The 17,912-nt window shown below is 69.0% G+C and carries 20 protein-coding genes; 7 read left to right on the top strand and 13 right to left on the bottom strand.

Going from position 1 to position 17,912, the window contains the following annotated elements:
• Window positions 1–51 precede the first annotated feature (51 nt).
• Complete coding sequence (gene ypfJ / locus MPLG2_RS17955) at window positions 52–906, top strand: KPN_02809 family neutral zinc metallopeptidase (protein WP_105187332.1); 855 nt, start codon at window positions 52–54, stop codon at window positions 904–906.
• A gap of 335 nt (window positions 907–1,241) precedes the next feature.
• Here the strand turns inward: ypfJ and MPLG2_RS17960 are convergent, their stop codons facing one another.
• On the bottom strand, window positions 1,242–2,150 hold the full coding sequence (locus tag MPLG2_RS17960) for a hypothetical protein (protein ID WP_105187333.1): 909 nt from the start codon (window positions 2,148–2,150) through the stop codon (window positions 1,242–1,244).
• Between the two features lie 77 nt (window positions 2,151–2,227).
• Here MPLG2_RS17960 and MPLG2_RS17965 point away from each other — a divergent pair, with 77 nt between their 5' ends.
• Window positions 2,228–2,830, top strand: coding sequence for a DNA-3-methyladenine glycosylase (locus MPLG2_RS17965; protein WP_231935720.1), 603 nt, complete (start codon window positions 2,228–2,230; stop codon window positions 2,828–2,830).
• A 738-nt stretch (window positions 2,831–3,568) separates the two neighbouring features.
• A complete protein-coding gene (locus MPLG2_RS17970) occupies window positions 3,569–3,982 on the top strand; it encodes an SRPBCC family protein (RefSeq protein ID WP_105187335.1) in 414 nt (137 codons plus the stop codon).
• An 82-nt stretch (window positions 3,983–4,064) separates the two neighbouring features.
• On the opposite strand, the gene MPLG2_RS17975 is transcribed toward MPLG2_RS17970, so the two are convergent.
• Complete coding sequence (locus tag MPLG2_RS17975; protein ID WP_105187336.1) at window positions 4,065–4,334, bottom strand: DUF2277 domain-containing protein; 270 nt, start codon at window positions 4,332–4,334, stop codon at window positions 4,065–4,067.
• Window positions 4,335–4,611: 277 nt separating this feature from the next.
• On the opposite strand from MPLG2_RS17975, the gene MPLG2_RS17980 reads away from it, so the two are divergent.
• The gene (locus MPLG2_RS17980) at window positions 4,612–5,526 is read left to right on the top strand and encodes a phosphodiester glycosidase family protein (protein WP_105187337.1); all 915 of its coding nucleotides are present in this window, start codon (window positions 4,612–4,614) and stop codon (window positions 5,524–5,526) included.
• Window positions 5,527–5,529: 3 nt separating this feature from the next.
• Entirely contained in the window at window positions 5,530–6,591 is a 1,062-nt protein-coding gene (locus MPLG2_RS17985) for a bifunctional glycosyltransferase family 2/GtrA family protein (RefSeq protein ID WP_105187338.1), read from the top strand.
• 88 nt (window positions 6,592–6,679) lie between these two features.
• On the opposite strand, the gene MPLG2_RS17990 is transcribed toward MPLG2_RS17985, so the two are convergent.
• Complete coding sequence (locus tag MPLG2_RS17990) at window positions 6,680–7,261, bottom strand: TetR/AcrR family transcriptional regulator (RefSeq protein WP_105187339.1); 582 nt, start codon at window positions 7,259–7,261, stop codon at window positions 6,680–6,682.
• Between the two features lie 65 nt (window positions 7,262–7,326).
• On the opposite strand from MPLG2_RS17990, the gene MPLG2_RS17995 reads away from it, so the two are divergent.
• Complete coding sequence (locus MPLG2_RS17995) at window positions 7,327–7,878, top strand: SRPBCC family protein (protein WP_158681327.1); 552 nt, start codon at window positions 7,327–7,329, stop codon at window positions 7,876–7,878.
• 294 nt (window positions 7,879–8,172) lie between these two features.
• On the opposite strand, the gene MPLG2_RS18000 is transcribed toward MPLG2_RS17995, so the two are convergent.
• Window positions 8,173–8,616 carry a CoA-binding protein gene (locus MPLG2_RS18000; RefSeq protein WP_105187341.1) on the bottom strand — a complete coding sequence of 148 codons (444 nt, stop codon included), beginning with the start codon at window positions 8,614–8,616 and terminating at the stop codon, window positions 8,173–8,175.
• Between the two features lie 148 nt (window positions 8,617–8,764).
• On the opposite strand from MPLG2_RS18000, the gene MPLG2_RS18005 reads away from it, so the two are divergent.
• Window positions 8,765–9,169: a DUF1801 domain-containing protein gene (locus MPLG2_RS18005; protein WP_105187342.1), complete on the top strand. Its 405-nt coding sequence runs from the start codon at window positions 8,765–8,767 to the stop codon at window positions 9,167–9,169.
• A gap of 215 nt (window positions 9,170–9,384) precedes the next feature.
• Here MPLG2_RS18005 and MPLG2_RS18010 read toward each other — a convergent pair whose 3' ends face one another.
• The 9 genes from MPLG2_RS18010 to sigK all read right to left on the bottom strand — a co-directional run bounded on the left by MPLG2_RS18010 (window position 9,385) and on the right by sigK (window position 17,816).
• The gene (locus tag MPLG2_RS18010) at window positions 9,385–10,074 is read right to left on the bottom strand and encodes a hypothetical protein (RefSeq protein ID WP_197710016.1); all 690 of its coding nucleotides are present in this window, start codon (window positions 10,072–10,074) and stop codon (window positions 9,385–9,387) included.
• On the bottom strand, window positions 10,071–10,466 hold the full coding sequence (locus MPLG2_RS18015) for a pilus assembly protein CpaE (protein ID WP_105187344.1): 396 nt from the start codon (window positions 10,464–10,466) through the stop codon (window positions 10,071–10,073). The genes MPLG2_RS18010 and MPLG2_RS18015 overlap by 4 nt, the downstream gene beginning before the upstream one ends.
• Window positions 10,467–10,471: 5 nt before the next feature.
• Window positions 10,472–11,509, bottom strand: a complete 1,038-nt coding sequence (locus MPLG2_RS18020; protein WP_105187345.1) for a hypothetical protein — start codon at window positions 11,507–11,509, stop codon at window positions 10,472–10,474.
• Between the two features lie 135 nt (window positions 11,510–11,644).
• Window positions 11,645–12,280, bottom strand: a complete 636-nt coding sequence (gene msrA / locus MPLG2_RS18025; RefSeq protein WP_105187346.1) for a peptide-methionine (S)-S-oxide reductase MsrA — start codon at window positions 12,278–12,280, stop codon at window positions 11,645–11,647.
• A gap of 46 nt (window positions 12,281–12,326) precedes the next feature.
• Window positions 12,327–13,820, bottom strand: a complete 1,494-nt coding sequence (dacB, locus tag MPLG2_RS18030; RefSeq protein WP_158681328.1) for a D-alanyl-D-alanine carboxypeptidase/D-alanyl-D-alanine endopeptidase — start codon at window positions 13,818–13,820, stop codon at window positions 12,327–12,329.
• A gap of 212 nt (window positions 13,821–14,032) precedes the next feature.
• Window positions 14,033–14,716, bottom strand: a complete 684-nt coding sequence (locus MPLG2_RS18035; protein ID WP_105187348.1) for a uracil-DNA glycosylase — start codon at window positions 14,714–14,716, stop codon at window positions 14,033–14,035.
• Window positions 14,713–15,909 carry an MFS transporter gene (locus MPLG2_RS18040; RefSeq protein ID WP_231935721.1) on the bottom strand — a complete coding sequence of 399 codons (1,197 nt, stop codon included), beginning with the start codon at window positions 15,907–15,909 and terminating at the stop codon, window positions 14,713–14,715. Before MPLG2_RS18040 ends, MPLG2_RS18035 begins: the two co-directional genes overlap by 4 nt.
• A 333-nt stretch (window positions 15,910–16,242) precedes the next feature.
• Window positions 16,243–17,244 (bottom strand): anti-sigma factor, encoded by a 1,002-nt coding sequence (locus tag MPLG2_RS19175; protein WP_158681329.1) that lies wholly within the window; start codon window positions 17,242–17,244, stop codon window positions 16,243–16,245.
• 2 nt (window positions 17,245–17,246) lie between these two features.
• Window positions 17,247–17,816 carry an ECF RNA polymerase sigma factor SigK gene (sigK, locus tag MPLG2_RS18050; RefSeq protein WP_231935722.1) on the bottom strand — a complete coding sequence of 190 codons (570 nt, stop codon included), beginning with the start codon at window positions 17,814–17,816 and terminating at the stop codon, window positions 17,247–17,249.
• Window positions 17,817–17,912: the final 96 nt, after the last annotated feature.

A 17,912-nucleotide genomic window follows, 5' to 3' on the forward strand; every position in this document is an offset into this window, starting at 1 on the left:
TGGGCAGGCACCAGTAGACTCCCCGCAGGCACACGTGCGACGGAGGATGCGGTGCAGTACAAAGACTCGGCGAGGCTCGACAGCTCGCAGGTCACCAGCAGCTCGGGCGGGGGTGGCGCGGGCGGCAAGATGGCCGTCGGCGGCATCGGGGGCATCATCATCGTGCTGCTGGCGATGTTTCTGGGCTTCGATCCGGGGGCGCTGGTCGGGGGTACCGCAGCCGGGCCGCAGCAGTCCACCGACGACTACGCCCAATGCAAGACCGGTGCCGACATTGACGCCAACCGCGACTGCCGGTTCGTGGCCTACACCAACTCGATTCAGAGTTACTGGAGCCAGGCCCTGTCGGGCTACCAGCCCACCACCACGCACATCTTCACCGGCCAGGTCAGCACGGCCTGCGGCACCGCCACCTCGGCGGTGGGCCCGTTCTATTGCCCCAGCGACCGCATCGTGTACCTCGACACCGGCTTCTTCGACCAGCTCACCAGCCAGCTGGGCGCCCAGGGCGGGGACGCCGCCGAGGCCTACGTGATCGCCCACGAGTATGGGCACCACATCTCGAACCTCACCGGGGTGCTCGGCCAGGTGCAGCGCGCGGGCAATCAGACCGGCGCCAACTCGCCGCAGGTGAAGCTCGAACTGCAGGCCGACTGCTACGCCGGGGTGTGGATGAAGAACGCCACCAAAGACCCCAACTCGCCCATCGCGGCCATCACCGTCGATGACCTGCAGCGAGCGGCCGATGCGGCGAGCGCGGTGGGCGACGACCGTATTCAGCAACAGAGCACAGGACGGGTCGATCGCGAGTCGTGGACCCACGGTTCCGCAGCGCAACGGCAGAACTGGCTCGCCAGGGGGTTCAACTCCGGTGACCCGAACCAATGCAACACGTTCGCCAGTTGAGCCAGAGCCAGCGTCCCGACTGACGGTTGCCGGCTGTTCACCGGTACAGAACCAGCCGTGCCGGTGCCCTCGGACGGTTCGGTGGGTAGTCGGGAAGCCGCTGTTCCTCGCGGCCGCCGAAGGTTGAGCGGGGTCGCACCCTCTGCCCCTCTGGGTCACACGCCGACACCCAGAGGTGTCTGCCGCCTTGAACCGAGGGAACCGTCCCGTGAACCAAGGAACCCGTCCCTTGAACCGGGAGAACCGTCCCTTGAACCGACCTCAGCCTTCGAGCCCACTCAACACGTCATGCCGGCTGCCGGGTTCTTTCCACCCGGACGCCGCCCACACCCGCCTTACGAGGGGACTTCGCGGCCGTCCAGATCGGTGACCAGCGACTCGGTGCCGATGGTGAAGTACATGCGCGGCACCCCGTTACGGGCGTCCACCGTGACCTGCCAGCGGGTGGTCGCGGCGAACTCGCCGCGCTGACGGGCCGCTTCGAGCACCCGCCAGATGGCACCCGCGTTCACCCGCGCAGCGCTGAACAGCGGCAGATCGGGCCGTTGGGACCGTTCGTTGATCGTAACCGGCACCGTCGCCGTGCGTAGTCGTCGCACCGTGCTGGTGGTGCTGCCCGCGTAGTCGAGCCACGCGCCGACGGTGGACTGCACCCCGATCGCCACGGCCGTCGCACGCGAGGCGGTGACGTCGGCCAGGCCCTGGTTGATGCCGCCGGCGGTGTTGAAGTCGAGTGTGGGCAGCAGCGACGCGTTGGGGTAGAAGAACACGGTGCGCGATTCAGGGTTGGTCGACACGCTCATGAACACATCGCCCGACGACGAGTCGACGATCTGCAGTTGCTGGCTGCTTTCCGACCCCGAGATGCCGGCCGCCGAGCGAAACAGCGCGCCCACGTCGTCGATGTTGAAGTCGTCGATCGAGAAGACCGTTTGGGCGACGTTGACCACGTCGGTGTCGACCTGCTTGATCGTGTCGTCGCGCCAGGCCCAGCTTTCGGGCTGGCCGTTCTTGACCACGGTGATTGCGGCCCACAGCTGGCTGATCTCGACCTGGATCAGGTCGGGCGTGCCAGCCTTGGCGATCAGTTTGCGCACCATTGTGCGTGCCTGCCCCGGGGCGGTCAGGTCGACGCTGAGGGCGCTGGCCGACGGCGACGGGCTCAGCGACACGACGGGTTGAACACAGCCCCCGAGCAGGCCGAGCACAGTGATCGTCGCCACCAGGGCTGAGGTACGGCGCACCCAGCGAGACTACAACCTGCGCCGGGTCGGGGGTCGTCGCATTCGTCGACGCAGCGATCTGCGGGCAGACTGTGGCCGTGGATCTGACCCTCGACGTGCTGACCGTCGCGCCGGCGCTGCTCGGAGCCCACGTGCGCGTGCACGGGGTGACGCTGTTGCTGACCGAAGTCGAGGCCTACGCGGGTACGGACGACCCCGCGGCCCACGCCTACCGCGGCTGGCGGCCGCGCACCCGGCACTTGTTCGAACCCCCCGGCACCCTGTACTGCTACCGCTCGTACGGCATTCACATCTGCGCCAACGTGGTCTGTGGGCCGGCGGGCAGCGGCTCGGCGGTGCTGCTGCGGGCCGGCCGGGTGGTCGACGGCCTCGAGTTTGCCCGTTCGCGCCGCCCCGGGGTGCCGGACGCCCGGCTGGCGCGCGGCCCGGGTTGCCTCGGCCAGGCCCTCGCGCTCACTCTGGACGACTCCGGACGGCGCTTCGGCCAGGGTGGGCTTGAACTGCTGCCCGCCGCCGAACCGGCCGTCGCGACGGTGTCGGGGCCCAGGGTGGGGGTGTCGGTGGCTGCTCGCCGTCCGTGGCGCTTCTGGCTGCCGGGGGAGCCGTCGGTGTCGGCCTATCGCGCCAGCCCGCGACTGCGCGAGATTACGTCCGTGTTGGGGGATCCTCACGCTGGCTGAGGCGTCACGGCCGTCACATCGGACGTAATCTCGCGCAGTCGCGGGCCCGGGACGCCGTGGTTGCGCACGTGGCGCTCTCTCAACCGGCCCGGCGTGGCTGCACGAGGGTGATCGGGTGTGCTGATGGTGCCGCGTCGAGCCGACCGCGAAGCGGTGACGTCGGTGGGTGCGGGCGTCGACACGCCTGAGAAATGAGGCGGGGCCGGACCAAGTATGAGTTGGTCCGGCCCCTGGTTGTTCGTGGGTAGACGACCCTCGAACTACGGTCGATTCGCTGATCCGTCCGCTCGTCTTGCGAGACGCCCTGGATTGCTCCACGGCTATGGACCTCGATCTTCGTCCGTTCGCTGAACCACTGGTGACGCTCCGTCCGTCTTGCGACTTTCGGTTCGTCGGGTTCTGCGTAGCTGTATGTCTACTCCCCCCACGGCCGCCGCGCAATACCAATCGGGAAGATTGTTCTTCGAATCTGGCAGGTCGTCGGCCTGATCACTTTCCTTCTGTCACAATCATGCGATTTCGTACCATCTGTCACACGCGTCACGCAGACTAGTCTTCGGTCGCTGGGGACGACTCGACCGGACCACCTCATACGCGGTCCGGTCGTGGTTCATTTCTAGTCGCACGAACACTGAGAAGCGTGCATCGACACGCGGCCCGCCGCCGACTGCACACGAGTATGGTGAGAGACACCGGCCACTGAAGACCGGGTTCGGACCGAGTCGGATCGAGGTTTCAATGACAGATCAGATGGCGGGCGACACGCTCGCAGAGTCCACGGACACCACCGTCGTCGTGCAACGGTCGGTGTCCCAGCCAGTCAAAGAGGTGTGGCGCCTGCTCGCAACACCCGCCGGCTCCGAGGCCCTCTTGGGTGAGGGCGGCGTGCTGGGCGACAAGGGCGATACCTGGCGCTCATCCAACGGCACCTTCGGCGTGGTGCGCAGTTACCACCCGCTCGAGCAGATCCGGTTCAGTTGGCACGCCGATGGCGACGCGCCCAAGTCGCTGGTCGATCTGCACCTGATGAAGCAGGGCGACGACGCCACCGTCGTCGAGATCCGGCACGAACACATTCCCGGCGGGTGGGACACCGACGCGATCACCCAGCACTGGGAAGACGCGCTCGACCGCATCGCCGACGCGAGCTGACCATTCGCCCGCTGAAGAGATCCGGATCTGACCCCACCGTCGGGGCCTGATCTGGACCTCATCGGGCGATGAGCGAAAGAGTTCAGCTGGCGAAGCGGGCTGCTGACCGCGCCCGGGCCTTGGCGGCCTCTTCTTCGCGGTTCTTGGGCGGTGCCGACGTGGTGAGGTGATCGAGCAGGTGCTGCGTGATGTGGGCGATGTCGTGCACCGCCTCGTCGAAGTACTGCTCGTTGGCCTTGCTCGGCTTGTTCATGCCCGACACCTTGCGCACGAACTGCAGTGCGGCGGCCTGCACCTCAGCGCTGGTGGCAGGCGGCTCGAAGTTGTTCAGCTGACGAATGTTGCGACACATGGGGTCAACTGTAAGACCGAGTGCGCCTGAAGGATCCCGGGGTGCGCCGCGAAGACGGCGTCGACGCTGCTGGTCGAGCGTGTCGAGACCCGTTGTGGCAAGGGGCTTCGTCACGCTGGGCCGGTAGGGTTCGTCATCCGCGCGAACGCCGGGATCTGCTGCGGGCAAGACCGGGCCCGTCTGCCCCGACCGGCGCCAAGAGCGTCCGACCCACCTACCCAGCTCCGGCGCAGCCCCGTCACAGACACCGCACAGCGGCGGTTTCTACAACTGAGTCATGAGCGATGCACTGACCCGACGAATGTCACGCCGGCTGCTGTTGGGCGGCACCGCGGGCGTGGTGGGCCTGGGCGGCACCGCGGCGTGGGCGCTCGATCGCTATGTGATCGAACACGTCGAGGGCACCGTGACCGACTCGGCCACCGCGGCACCCACCGGAACCAGCACCGACGACGGGTACACGAGTTCGACCACGTCGCTGAGCATCGAGAAGGTCACCACGGGTTCGGGGTCTGACACCATCACCTACTTCGTGGCCGACATCAGCACCACCGACGCCACGCTGATTAGGTCCGCGTTCGCCCAAGACAAGTTCGGCACCAACATCACCGCCTACCCCTCGGTGATCGCGAAGAACAAGAACGCCGTGCTGGCCATCAACGGCGACTACTACGGGTTTCGCGACACCGGCATCGTGGTGCGCGACGGCATCGCTTACCGCGACAAGGGCGCCCGGCAGGGTCTGGCCATGTATCGCGACGGCTCGATGAAGCTCTACGACGAGACCGCCACCAACGCCAAGCAACTGATCGCCGACGGCGTGTGGAGCACCCTGTCGTTCGGCCCCGGACTGGTCGAGGACGGCACGGTGATCGACGGGATCGACTCGATCGAGATCGACACCAACTTCGGCAACCACTCCATTCAGGGCGAACAGCCGCGCACCGCCGTCGGCATGATCGCCGCCAACCACCTGCTCTGGGTCGTCGTGGACGGCCGCAGCACCGGCTACAGCCGCGGCATGACCATGCCCGAACTCGCGCAGGTGTTCGTCGATCGGGGTGCGCAGGTGGCCTACAACCTCGATGGGGGCGGGTCGTCCGCCATGGTGTTCAACGGCGCTCTGGTCAACAACCCGCTCGGCAAGGGCAAAGAGCGAGGCACCTCCGACATTGTGTACGTGGCGGGCTGAGCCATGATCGTGCTGGTTCCGGCCTTCGAACCCGCCCGCCACCTGCTCGACCTGCTGCGCGACCTGGCCCGCGAGGCCCCTGAACTGTCGGTGGTCGTGGTCGACGACGGCAGCGGACCGCTGTACGCGCCCCTGTTCTCGGACGCCACCCGGCTGGGTGCCGACGTGATCGGCTACGCCGACAACCGGGGCAAGGGGGCAGCGCTCAAGCACGGCTTCGCGCACATCGCCCGGCACTACCCGGGGCAGGACGTGGTGTGCGCCGACTCCGACGGCCAGCACGCGGTGGTGGACATTCTGCGGGTCGGGCGCGCCGTGCATCCGGGTGCGATGGTGTTGGGTGTCCGTGCCTTCGCCGGACGGGTGCCCGCCCGCAGTCGCATCGGCAACCTGGTCACCCGCTGGGCGTTCCGGGCGGCCAGCGGCGTCGACGTGAGCGACACCCAGACCGGGCTGCGCGGCTACCCCTCGGCCGCATTGCCCTGGCTGTGCGGCGTGGCGGGCGACCGCTTCGAGTATGAGCTCAACCTGCTGCTGCGCGCCCGCGAGGCCGGCTGGACCATCGACGAGGTGCCCATCGCCACCATCTACCTCGCCGGCAATGAGTCGTCGCACTTTCGTCCGCTGGTCGACTCGCTGCGCATCTACCTGCCCCTGCTGGCCTTCTCGGCCTCATCGCTGGTGGCCTTCGGTGTCGACTTCGTGACCCTGCTGTTGTTGAACGCCCTCACCGGCAACCTGCTGGCTGCAGTGATCGGCGCCCGTGGTCTGAGTTCTGCGGTGAACTTCCTGACGAACCGCCGCATGGTGTTCGGCTCGCAGCGTCCGTTGCGCGCCACGCTGGTGCGCTACTACCTGCTCGTAGCCGTGCTGCTGCTGGCCAACTACGGGCTGCTGGCCTGGCTGACGAGCTTCGGTGTCGCCTTGGCGGTGGCCAAGGTTCTGGTCGAGGTGACCCTGTTCGTGGCCAGCTACCAGGTGCAGCGCAGCTTCGTTTTCGGCCGGTGCACCCGGCCCGGGGTCGCCGTGGCGAAGGAACCCCGGCAACTGGTGTCGTCGCGCTGAGGCCTTGACGCCGGGTCGGGTGGGCCGCAGCCCGGGGACGGTTCTGGGTTACCGTCCAGGTGGGCCGAAACCGAGAACCGTCCCAGAGTTACCGCCCGGGTCGGTCACCTTGGATCGCGGCCAGGAACTCGCGCTTCAGGGCGGCTGAGTCTGGCCGCTTGCCGGTGCCGGAGGAGTGCATCAGCATGCGATTGCCGAGGTAGGCGGCGTAAGCGACTCGGGCGCGTGCCTCGGCTCGCCCGGGGTCGAACCCGCGGCGGATCAGCAGGTCGGTCACCAGGCCGATGCGCACGGCGTGCGCGCGGGCCACGGCGGGCCCGATCTGCGGGTGCTCGGCGGCCAGCATGATGCGCCAGTCGGCCGCCTCGTCGTCGGCCCGGCCCAGGCTCAGCACCCGGTCCATCAGTCGGGCCACGGGGTCTTCGGTGGGTGCGTGCCCGATGCCGTCGAACACCTCGGTGGTGGTGCGTCGCTGCCATTCGGCCAGGGCTGCGTCCACCAATTCGGCGCGGTCGGTGAAGTGCCAGTAGAAGCTGCCCTTGGTGGCGTTCAGGGTCTTGGCGAGCGCCTCGACCGACACGTTCTCGAGCCCTACCTGCGCTGTCGAGCGCAACGCCGCATCGACCCAGTCCTGTCGGCTGAGACGTTTGGCGATCGCACGTTGAACCACTCTTGCAGCCTACCGTGCGCAGGCGTATGGTTACAGTACGCGAGCGTATGGAAAGGCTTTCGCGAATGACTGGTTCGACAACCGTGACCCCGACCGGCGTGCGTTCGGTGCACTCCCGGGTCACGGACGGCACGATGAAAGACGCCGAGCGGCTGCTCGCCACCCTTGGCGGTGCGGACGATCGAATCTGGCCGAAAGACCGCTGGCTACGGCTGCGGCTCGACGAGGGACTCGAAGTGGGCAGCCACGGCAAGCAAGGGCCGGTGCGCTACCGCGTGCTCGAGGTCGAACCCGGACGTCGGGTGCGGTTCGAGTTCGAGCCCGACTGCAGGCCGGCGCTCACCGGCTGGCACGAGTTGCGGGTCGATCCGGCCGGTGACGACGGCCTGAGCTGGACCCACGAGTTGATGCTCGAACACCCATCGGCGCAGGTGCGCAGCATTCTTCTGCCGCTGCACGACGCGTTGATCGAAGACCTGCTCGACCAGGTCGAGGTCGAGGTGGGTCAGCACCCGCTGGAGCGGCCCGAGTTCAGCGCCGGTATTCGCGCGCGGCGGGCGATGTTTCGTCCGCTTCGGCGCAGCACGACTCACCGTGAGGCGCAGGCGCCCGCCTGAGGGCTTCAGCTGGTCGAAATCAACTGGAGGAGCAGGTCGCGACACGCTTGACCATTCAAGTCAACGGGTCTCAATGCGTGGCCGAGAGAGCCCCCGTACAACGGGATGACCGCTGAACGGAACTTTCAAGCGGAGCGGAGGCACCCTTGTCAGGGCGTGGTCCGGCGTTTGCGCATGTGAGGCGCTAGCCGAGCAGTCCGGCGAGGGCGTGACAGGGCTGCCTCAGCTCCGCGGCAGCCGACGCACCCACAGTGGTCTGGACGAGCTCGACCAAGAACAAGCTCGACCAACCGATCAGCGGGTCTCGCGCAGCTTCCATTCGATGGCGGGGCAGGTGTCCATCACCATGGGCAGGCCCGCCGCTTCGGCCCGCTCGAACGCGGCGTGGTCGATGACGCCCAGTTGGAACCAGACCCCGCCGGCACCGATCGTGATGGCCTCGTCGACGAAGCGTCCGGCTGATTCTGACCGGCGGAACACGTCCACCACATCGATCTCGAACGGCACCTCGGCGAGGGTCGCGTACCCCTGCTCGCCGAACAGCTCAGGGGCGTCGGGGTGAATCGGTACCACCCGCTTGCCACGGCTGTGCAGCAGGTCGGCGATGGCGTAGGCGGTGCGTGCGGGGTCGCCCGACAGCCCCACGACGGCCCACACGTGGGCGTTGTCGAGAAAGCGGTCGATAGTCGCCTGGTCGTGCCACGCGGGGCGCGCCTGGGGTATGGCTGCTTGCGTCATGCCCACAACCCTATGTGGCGGCTGAGAGATCTTCGGGCGTGAGCCGCGGTGCGCCGACGGTGCGGACCTCTTCGCCAGGGCGCGTCCGCTGGGTTACCGTGAAGGTTGCGGCGCGCGACCGTCCACCGCAGGGACAGGGGGAGCGACCATGCAGACCCAACCGACCAGCGCCAGCGTGCCCGACTTTCTGGCCGCGGTGCCCGACGAGCGGCGCCGAGCCGACGCCCGGCAGATCTGTGCTCTGTTGACCGAGGTGACCGGAGAGCCTGCCGTGATGTGGGGCGACAGCATCGTCGGGTTCGGATCGCGCACGCTGCGCTACCCCGACGGACGCGAGACCCCCTGGATGCTGGTCGGCTTCTCGGCCCGTAAAGCGGCCACGGTGCTCTACTTGGCCGAAGGGTTCGAACAGCACGCCGAGCTGCTGGGTCGGCTCGGCCCGCACAGCATCGGCAAATCGTGCCTGTACCTGAAGCGGCTCGACGCCGTCGACACCGCCGTGCTGCGTGACCTGGTCACCGACTCGGTGCGGGCGGGGAGGGCCGACGGCTGATGCGAGCGGCTGCGCGCCGGCGGCGGACGCCCGAGGCGTCGGCGCCCGGCACGGCGAGGTGCGCGCTCAGTGCAGAAGTGTTTCGGGGCTGATCGCTTCGCTTCCCGTGGTCTCGCGTGGAGGTCTCGACGGGCTCGACCGTCGGTGGTGGCGTGGGGTCTCGAGTTCGACCACCGATGATCGACACCTGCCCGTGGTGGGCCGGTGCGCGAGACTCAGTTCTTCAGCGTGATCCACAGCGCTCGGCTGGCGGCCAGCAGTTCGCCCTCGGCGCTGTGCAGGGCGGCTGCGGTGTCGTGCTTGCGGCCGTCGCGGGCGAGCGCCCACCCCATCACCACGCACGGCTCGCCCACCCGCGGCAACCGATACACCTGTGCGGCGAACCGCCCCAGCAGCATCAGGGCGTCCCACCTCTCGAAGCAGCCGTACCCGAACAGCGACGGGCAGTCGACGCTCGCCCACACCACGGCCGGGCGGACGACGCCGTCGTCGGCCACGGAGGCGTCCGGCACCCACGGGGCCGCTGCCACGCGGCGCGCCTCGACGGGGCCGGGAAAGATGCGCAGCCCGTCGGGACGGTCGGTGCCGCACACGAAGCACTGCGGGTACGGGTGATCGGTCAGCCAGGGGCAGCGATGCGAAGCGTCGGTGGCCTCGTCGAAGCCGACCGGCTCGGGTACTGCCAACTCGAACACAGCCGGACGCCCGGTGGCGACCTCGGCGCCGTCCACGCTGACCGTGACGCCGTCGGAGTCGGTGGCCGCCGGCAGCGGACGATCCAGCGGCGGGGGCAGGCGCAAGGTCACCTCGGCCGGGCCGAGCGCAGCCGCGACCGCGCCGGCGCTGTAGCCGCCGTTGCCGGAGTTGTCGGGGCCGCGGTAGCGCCGCTCGATCAGCACGGTCACGATGTCTCCAACACGTGCAGCATGGCGCGCGCATACGCGCGTTCGGCGTCGATGTCGAGGTGCCGGGTGCCGTCGGTGAGGGTGACGACGAAGCCGCCCGGCACCGCGGTGAGGGTGTTGAAGGCGTCGCCGAGTTGGGCGCGCAACTGGTCTTCGCGCGGCAGCCAGAGCACGCGCGCGGCGTCCACCGAGTCAAGCGCCCACTCGGTGGTGCCGTTGAACTTGAACACCGAACTGCCGCCCGGCACGTCTTGCACGTCGATGGTCATCTCGGCCACGACGAAAACCTCGCCCTGAAAGTCGCCGGACGGAATCGTGAACCGGTCGCCGCTGGCCGGGCGCCACGGCAGGCCGGCGGTGCGCAGCCTGGCGGCGAGGTCGGCGTCGATCATGGCGGTCAGCGTAGTCGGTACAGCGTGGTGCCCTGCTCGGCGCGAGTGATCACCGCGGGGGCGTCGGACCAGGCGGCGGCCACCACCGAGGTGCCGGGAAGCGTCGACGACTGCCATGAACCGGTGTGGCCGACCAGCGCCCGCACCCGGGCGCCGTCGGCGGCCACGATCAGGGCGCGTCGGTCGGGGCCGCCGGCCACCTGCACCGAATCGCCCGCGGGTGTCTGCGGCACCTCGACGGGGGTGATATTCAGGTCGGCGGTGATCGTCCAGGCGATCAGTTGGTCGTCGGCGCGTCCGGCGACCAGCCAGCCGTCAGCCATCGTCGCGATCGCCTGCGCGCTGGTGGTGGTGGCGGTGCTCGGCAGTTCGACGTAGGCCCAGTCGCCGCGCGGGTCGAGGGTCGTCCAGACCATGGCGCGGGTGCGCAGGGGCGAGAGTTCGATGGCCTGTCCGGCCACCATCAGCCGGGTGCCGCCCTCCGCGGCCGCGGCCTGCACCAACGAGGTCGTGGTCGAGGCGAGCGGGGTGCCGGCCGAGTCACGGCGCGTCCACCGCGACCCGTCGAGCAGCCAGACGGCAACGTCGTTGCCGGCGATCGGGCTCTGCCACGAGCCGACGATCACGGGCTGGTCGCCGGAAAGAACGGCGGCAACCAGTTGCCCCGCCCCCCAGCCGTGAAAGACGTCGAACGGCTGGTCGAGGTCGGTGACTGCGGTTGTGGTGCCGGTGAAGGTCGTCCAGCGGTTGTTGGCGTGGGCGCCGCCGTGGGTGGTGCCGAGGCCGACGATGCGCTCGCCGTGGCTGGCCAGCGACACCCAGTTCGCTTCGTTGCCGTAGGGGGTGGACGTGGTCACCGCAATGGCCCCCGCGGGCCCGGCCAGCGCCGGCCCGGCGGTACCGATCAACAACCCGGTGCCGAGCGGGGCGAGCGCGGTCGGCGCAGCGTCGAGCGTCACGGCCTGCCATTGGCCCGAGGTCGAGCAGCCGGCCAGCGGCAGCGCGGCCCCGGCCAGCAGCAGAGTGCGGCGACTGACGTGCACGCCTGATGGTAAGCCGACACTCACCAGTTGCAGCGGTAACCCGCAATTGAAAACCCGGCCCACGAGGGGCCGGGTGAGTATCGCTCGAAGATCCGACAGTGCCACGCTTCGATCAGCTCAGATTGGGCGCGTCCCTCAGCTCGGTGGGTTGCAGGTCACACCGGTGGCGTGCACGGGGCAGTAGCCGTACGGGGTGGCGTCCAGGTACTGCTGGTGGTAGCCCTCGGCGTAGTAGAACTCGCCCGCGGGAGCGATCTCGGTGGTGATGTCACCGAAGCCCTTCTTGGCGAACTCGGGCGCGTAGGCGTCACGTACGGCTCGCGCGCGGGCCGCCTGGTCGTCGTTCAGCGTGTAGATCGCCGATCTGTACTGGGTGCCGCGGTCGTTGCCCTGCCGAAAACCCTGGGTGGGGTCGTGGTTCTCGAAGAAGATGCGCAGCACGTCTTCGTACGACAGCTTGGTGGGGTCGTAGACGACCTTGACCACCTCGGCGTGCCCGGTGCGGCCCGAGCAGGCCTCTTCGTAGGTGGGGTTGGGGGTGTACCCACCCGCGTAGCCGACGGCTGTGTTGAGCACGCCGGGGGTGTTCCAGTACAGCTTCTCGGCGCCCCAGAAGCAGCCCAGGCCGAGAACCGCCACCTCGGCGCCCTCGGGTACCCGGTCGATGCGGTGCCCGAACACGCGGTGAAAGAAGGGTTGGTTGAGCACGGCGACGTCGCGGCCCTTCAGGGCCACGCGTGGGTCGACCATGGTCGGTTTGGTGAACAGCATGTAGAACCTCCTGCCTGTGCAACCGGCGGACGCCCCGCGACATTCCTCAGCTCGTCCAGCCGGCCAGGGTGGCGCCCACCTTGTCGAAGACGATTCTGGGCGACGAACCGGAGTACTTGCCCAGCATCGAGAAGGTGTAGCGCCGTCCACTTCGATCGGTGACGTAGCCGCTGAGAGCCGTGATGCCGCTGAGCGTGCCGGTCTTGGCGTGCAGGTTGTTGGCCGCAGCGGTGCCGACCATGCGATCGGTCAGCGTGCCACCGATCGCCGGGTCGGGGTTACCGGCCACGGGAAGCGCGTTGTAGAAGGTGTCGAACCAGGGCCTGGTTTGGGCGTACTGCAGCAGCCGGACGAGCACGCGCGCAGTCAGCTTGTTGCGATGAGCCAGCCCGGAGCCGTCCACCAGCACCACCGTCGAGGGGACTGATTGGGTCTTGGCGAGCCAGGTGCGTATGACGGCCGCTCCGGCCTTCCAGGTGCCGGCTTTGGTGCCCACGCGACCGAGGGTCTTGGCCAGGTGTTCGGTCATGCCGTTGTTCGACGGCTTCATCAGCAGGGTGACGATCGTGCTCAGCGGCACCGAGGTGTCCGACGCCACCTGCACCCGGACGGTCGGGGTGCTGCCGGTGGTGGGCGAGGCCGGCACATCGACCCCGGCCGCGCGCAGCACACGGGTGAACACGTGGGCCGCGTAGCGGGCCGGGTTGCTGATCGTCACGGTGCGTTTCACCAGACTGCGTTTGAGCGCCACCCGTCCCGACACGGTGATGGTGTTGGTGTGGTTGCTGCGGCGCACGCTGATCGACGCGCCTGAACCGGCCGAGGTGGTGGTGGTCTTGTTGACCAGCTTCACGTAGCCCGCAGCCAGGGCGGGCACGAGGCCCAGCTTCGCCTTCTTGCCCTTGCCAGACCCGGGTTGGTAGGTGACCTGCACGGTGCCCACGGCATAGGCCGATGACGGTGACAGCGTCAGCCCCGAGATCTGGGCGGCGTAGGAGTTGTTGTAGTCGTCGGGGTCCCAGTAGTTGTTGTAGAGGTCGGAGTCGAAGTAGCCACCGTCGCCCACGACGCCGCCCGTGACCTTCGTGATGCCGGCCGCCTTCACCTGGGTGGCAAGGGCTCGAAGGTCGGCTTCACGCAGCGTCGGGTCACCGTTGCCCTTCAGATACAGCTTGCTGACAACGCCGTTCACCGGGGCGGCGGGGGCGTAGGCGTCGGTGCTGAAGGTGTGCCCGGGGCCGAGCAGGTCGAGAGCCGCGGCGGCGGTGACGAGCTTCATGTTCGAGGCCGGCGAGATGGCGGTGGTGGCGGATCGTCGGTACAACTCGGCGCCGCTGGACGACTCGGCGACGACCACCCCGACGGTGCCGCGGGTGACTCTGGAATCACTCAGCACCGACGCGAGCTTCTTGGCCAGGGCGGCGTCGGTGACGAGCGCGGGCAGCGGTTGGGCTCGTGCGGTTTGGCCTGGGTTGAGTGCGAGGCTCAGGGGCAGGGCGAGCAGAAGCGGGCCGAGCAAGAGGTGGAGGGGTTTGGTCATGATGCGAACTTCCAGAGGGGACGTGCCGTCACCCTGACACAGGGGCCGGCCGGGGTCCATAGGGGTTGAGAGTTCGTTCTCAAGAATCTCTCAGCCAAGTCTGCCTGGCGCGAGTTGGGGACGGTTCCTGTCTCGCGCCAGATGTGCTGTGGCGGAGGTTCTGCCGGGTTCCCGATAAGGCGCGGGTCAACTGCCGCGCGGACACCGTCGACCTACCCGACAGGCAGCGTCCAATCGATCGGGCTGGCCCCCTGCGCTTCGAGGGCGGCGTTCGTCCGGCTGAACGGACGAGAGCCGAAGAACCCCGACCGTGCCGACAACGGTGACGGGTGTGCGGACGCGATCACCGGCACGTCGCCCATCATCGGTTGCAGATTCTGCGCGTCCCGACCCCAGAGGATCGCCACCAGCGGCCCGCCCCGCGCCACCAGGGCTTCGATCGCCTGCTGGGTGACCTGCTCCCAGCCCTTGCCGCGGTGCGATCCGGGCGCCCCCGGACGCACCGTGAGCACCCGGTTGAGCAGCAGGACCCCTTGGGAGAACCACGCCGACAGGTCGCCGTGCACCGCCGGCGCGATTCCCAGGTCGGTGTTCAGTTCGGCATAGATGTTGGCCAGCGACCGGGGCAGCGGACGCACGTTCGGCGCCACCGAGAACGACAACCCCACCGCATGCCCAGGCGTCGGGTACGGGTCTTGCCCCACCACCAGCACCCGCACGTCGCCGAGCGGCCTGGTGAACGCTCGCAGCACGTTCGCCCCTGCCGGAAAGTAGCCCCGACCGGCCGCAAGTTCGGCGCGCAGAAAGTCGCCCATCGCGGCGATCCGGTCGGCCACCGGCGCCAGGGCGTCCGCCCAGTCGGGGGCGATCAGTTGCGACAACGGTTGTGCGCTCACATGGCCTCCTGGGGTTGCCGCCGGTCGAGCCGAGCCGGAATCAACCACGACAACCCTGCCCCGGCCAGCAGAATCGCGGCGCCCACGCCGAAAGCGGCGCCCATACCCAGGTGGTCGGCCAGCAGCCCTGCCGCCAACGGCCCGACGATCGCCCCGGCGTCGCCGATCATCGAGAAGATGGCCACCGGTTGGCTGCCGGCGTCCTTGGCCGCGTCACCCAGCGCGGCGGTCGGTGCGGTGCCGAGGGCGGCCGAGGCCACCCCGTAGACGCACAGCAGCACCACCATCACCGGCAGGTTGGGCGCGAACGGTGTGGCCATCGTTGAGGCCGCCGCCAAAACCGCACCGGTCACCATCACCGGACGGCGCCCGATCAGGTCGGTCGCCCGTCCGGCCGGCTGCAGCGCCAGGGTCTGGGCGACGGCGGCGATGGCGAAGGCGATGCCCGTCCACGAGGGATGTTGACCGAGGTAGGTGACGATCAGAATCGGCACCAGCGCCGATCGCACACCGAACGACTGCCACCCGGTGCCGAAGTTGAGCAGACACGCGGCCTGGAATCGGCGGTCGTTGATCACCTCGCGCAGCGACTTCGTGGGTGCGACGGCCGCCGCCTCGGCCATGCCCGGCGGATCGTGCAACTGGGTGAAGGCGATGGTGCCCGCGATCACCAGGGTGCCGGCGTAGAAGTAGAACGGCGCGGTCAGCGAGACGCCCGCGAGCAGTCCGCCGATCGCCGGGCCGGTCATGCCGCCGAGCAGAAAGCCACCCTGATAGAGCCCACTGGCCCGGCCGCGCAGTTCGGGTCCGACGCTGGCCAGCAGCAGGGCGGTGGCCGAGATGGTGAACATCGCCGACCCGACGCCGCCCACCGCGCGCCAGGCGAGCAGCTCCCAGTAACTGTGTGCAAGGCCGCACAGCGCGGACGACACCCCGACGATCCACATGCCGACGCCGATGGTGCGGCGGTGGCCGATGCGATCGCTGATGCGGCGCACGAACGGGCTGGTCGCTAGCCGAAAACCGGCGAACGCCGACACCACCAGGCCGATTAAGAAGTTGGTCACCCCGAACGAGGCCGCGAAGATCGGCAGCACCGGAATCATCACCCCGAAGCCGACGGCCACGAAGAACGCCGACACCGCCAGCATCACCACGGTGCGTGGCAGGGGTGATCGCAACGACAACTTCACCCGCTCAACTTAGTGGTGCGGCTTCCCACGGGCTCACCAGTGTGCGGCACCGGACTCGTGCGTCGCGCTGTTCTGCTGCAGTCCACGTGCCACCCGCCCAGCAATGCAGCTCAGCAACCGACCTGTGGCACGTCACGAGCGGCACCGCCTGGCGGCAGACGGTGCCCGCATGGGCGTTCATCGACGACCGCCGCGCAAGACCGCAGCAGCAGATCGACTTCCGGGCACCTGTGCTGCATGCCGGCATCCCTCGCGCCGGGACGGCGGGTGGCGCGGGTTCGGAACCGTCCCCATCTCACCCCGCCCGTCAACCCTGGGTGACGGGCAGCGCCGTCACAGGGCGAACAACGCTCGCACGTCGTCGCCGGGACTGGTCGCCCCGCCCGCCGGTTCGATGCTGAGACCGGCCCCCTCGGCCGTTCGGGCGTCGCCCTCGAGCAGCATGCTGACATCGGTGCCCGGCGGCAGTAGTCCGGCCGACACCATGCCGGTAGGCACCTTCAGCCACGCCTGCCTGACCTTGCCGCTGGGTGCGTCCGGCACGCCGACGGTGGTCATCACCGCTCGTCCGAGCTGTGCCGAGCGCACCACGGTGACCGTGCCGCCGCCCTTGACCGGTTCGCTGACCCGCACGGCGTCGGACGCAGCCAGCACGTCGGCCGCGGTGATGGTGCGCGGTGACCAGGGCTGCCAGACCGAGACGCCGATCACGGCGATCAGCGCGACGGCTGCCGCCACGAGCAGCGCCCAGCGCGAGCTTTGCGCGCGGCGTGGCCGCAGCGGGGTGACCGTCGCGATCGGGTCGGCAGGTTCGTCGGCGGACGACTCGGGCGCTGCGGTGTCGGACTCGGACGACTCGTGAGTCAGATCACGGGCACGCCTCGGGGTGGCTTCATCGGCCCCGCCCGACGCCGCCACGCGCGGACGAGCCGGCAGCTCGGCCTCGTCGACGCCAGGGCTCGACAAGTCCTCGGGATCGGTGAACCGATCGTGTTCGACGAAGGTGCGGCGCGCCGCCGCGTCCACGGCTGCTGCGCTCTGCACAGCACCCGCCCCGGGCTCGGCAGCGGTGTCGTCATCGGCCGTGCTGCGACCCTCTTCGGTGGCGGTGCGCAGCGGCAGAGCGGCCACCGCTCCCAGCACGGCGTCGCGCAGAGCGGGCGGTGGTTCGACGGCGGTGTCGTCGGCCAAGTCGTCGAGGGTTTCGCGCAGCCCGATCAGTTCGACCTGGCAGGCCTCGCACTCGGCCACGTGCTGCTCGAAGGCGGCCCGCTCGGCCGCGTCAAGGGCGTCCAGGGCGTAGGCGCCGATCAGGTCGTGGCTCTCGTCAGTCACGATCAGTCACCCCCCAATGCTGATCTCAATCGAATCAGGCCGTCCCTGATTCGGGCCTTGGCGGTGCCCAGCGGCACGTCCAGGGCGTGTGCCACCTCGCGGTGGGTGAGGCCGTCGTAGTAGGCCAGCTCGACCGCCTGGCGCTGCGTGTCGGTCAGGCTGGTCAGCGCACCGCGCACCCGTTCGGCCTCGATCGTGGCCACGGCCTGGTCGGCGGGGTCGACCGGCGAGGCTGCCGGATCGTCGGCACCGTAGGCCTGATCGCGCCTCGCGGACGCCTCTGCCGACCGTACCCGGTCGACCGCTCGTCGGTGGGTGATGGTGAGCAGCCAACTCAGGGCACTGCCGCGTCCGGGTTGAAAGGTGTCGCTGCGTTGCCAGGCCTCGACGTAGATCTCTTGGGTGACCTCTTCGGCGTGCGCCGGGTTGCGCAGCACCCGAAGAGCCAGCCCGTAGACCTTGGCCGACGTCAGGTCGTAGAGGGTGGCCATCGCCGACTGGTCGCCGGTCGCGCACGACCTGAGCGCCTCGGCGATCGCGTCCGCGGTCTCGACCGCCGCCACCTCCTGCACAGGGACATTATGGTCTTGGACGTGCGAAACGGGCTGACGGAAGGGCGTGGCGTCCCACCTTCGATGCGACGCCACGCCCGTCCCCCCGCTTCGTGG

The organism is Micropruina glycogenica (genome assembly GCF_900289045.1).
GTDB lineage: Bacteria > Actinomycetota > Actinomycetes > Propionibacteriales > Propionibacteriaceae > Micropruina > Micropruina glycogenica.

Excerpts from the sequence above, each read along its gene's own strand:
- MPLG2_RS18000 (WP_105187341.1), bottom strand. The coding sequence starts at position 8,616 with ATGACGCAAGCAGCCATACCCCAGGCGCGCCCCGCGTGGCACGACCAG.
- MPLG2_RS17995 (WP_158681327.1), top strand. The coding sequence starts at position 7,327 with ATGACTGGTTCGACAACCGTGACCCCGACCGGCGTGCGTTCGGTGCAC.
- MPLG2_RS17980 (WP_105187337.1), top strand. The coding sequence starts at position 4,612 with ATGAGCGATGCACTGACCCGACGAATGTCACGCCGGCTGCTGTTGGGC.
- MPLG2_RS17975 (WP_105187336.1), bottom strand. The coding sequence starts at position 4,334 with ATGTGTCGCAACATTCGTCAGCTGAACAACTTCGAGCCGCCTGCCACC.
- MPLG2_RS17970 (WP_105187335.1), top strand. The coding sequence starts at position 3,569 with ATGACAGATCAGATGGCGGGCGACACGCTCGCAGAGTCCACGGACACC.
- MPLG2_RS18015 (WP_105187344.1), bottom strand. The coding sequence starts at position 10,466 with ATGATCGACGCCGACCTCGCCGCCAGGCTGCGCACCGCCGGCCTGCCG.
- MPLG2_RS18005 (WP_105187342.1), top strand. The coding sequence starts at position 8,765 with ATGCAGACCCAACCGACCAGCGCCAGCGTGCCCGACTTTCTGGCCGCG.
- MPLG2_RS17985 (WP_105187338.1), top strand. The coding sequence starts at position 5,530 with ATGATCGTGCTGGTTCCGGCCTTCGAACCCGCCCGCCACCTGCTCGAC.
- msrA (WP_105187346.1), bottom strand. The coding sequence starts at position 12,280 with ATGCTGTTCACCAAACCGACCATGGTCGACCCACGCGTGGCCCTGAAG.
- dacB (WP_158681328.1), bottom strand. The coding sequence starts at position 13,820 with ATGACCAAACCCCTCCACCTCTTGCTCGGCCCGCTTCTGCTCGCCCTG.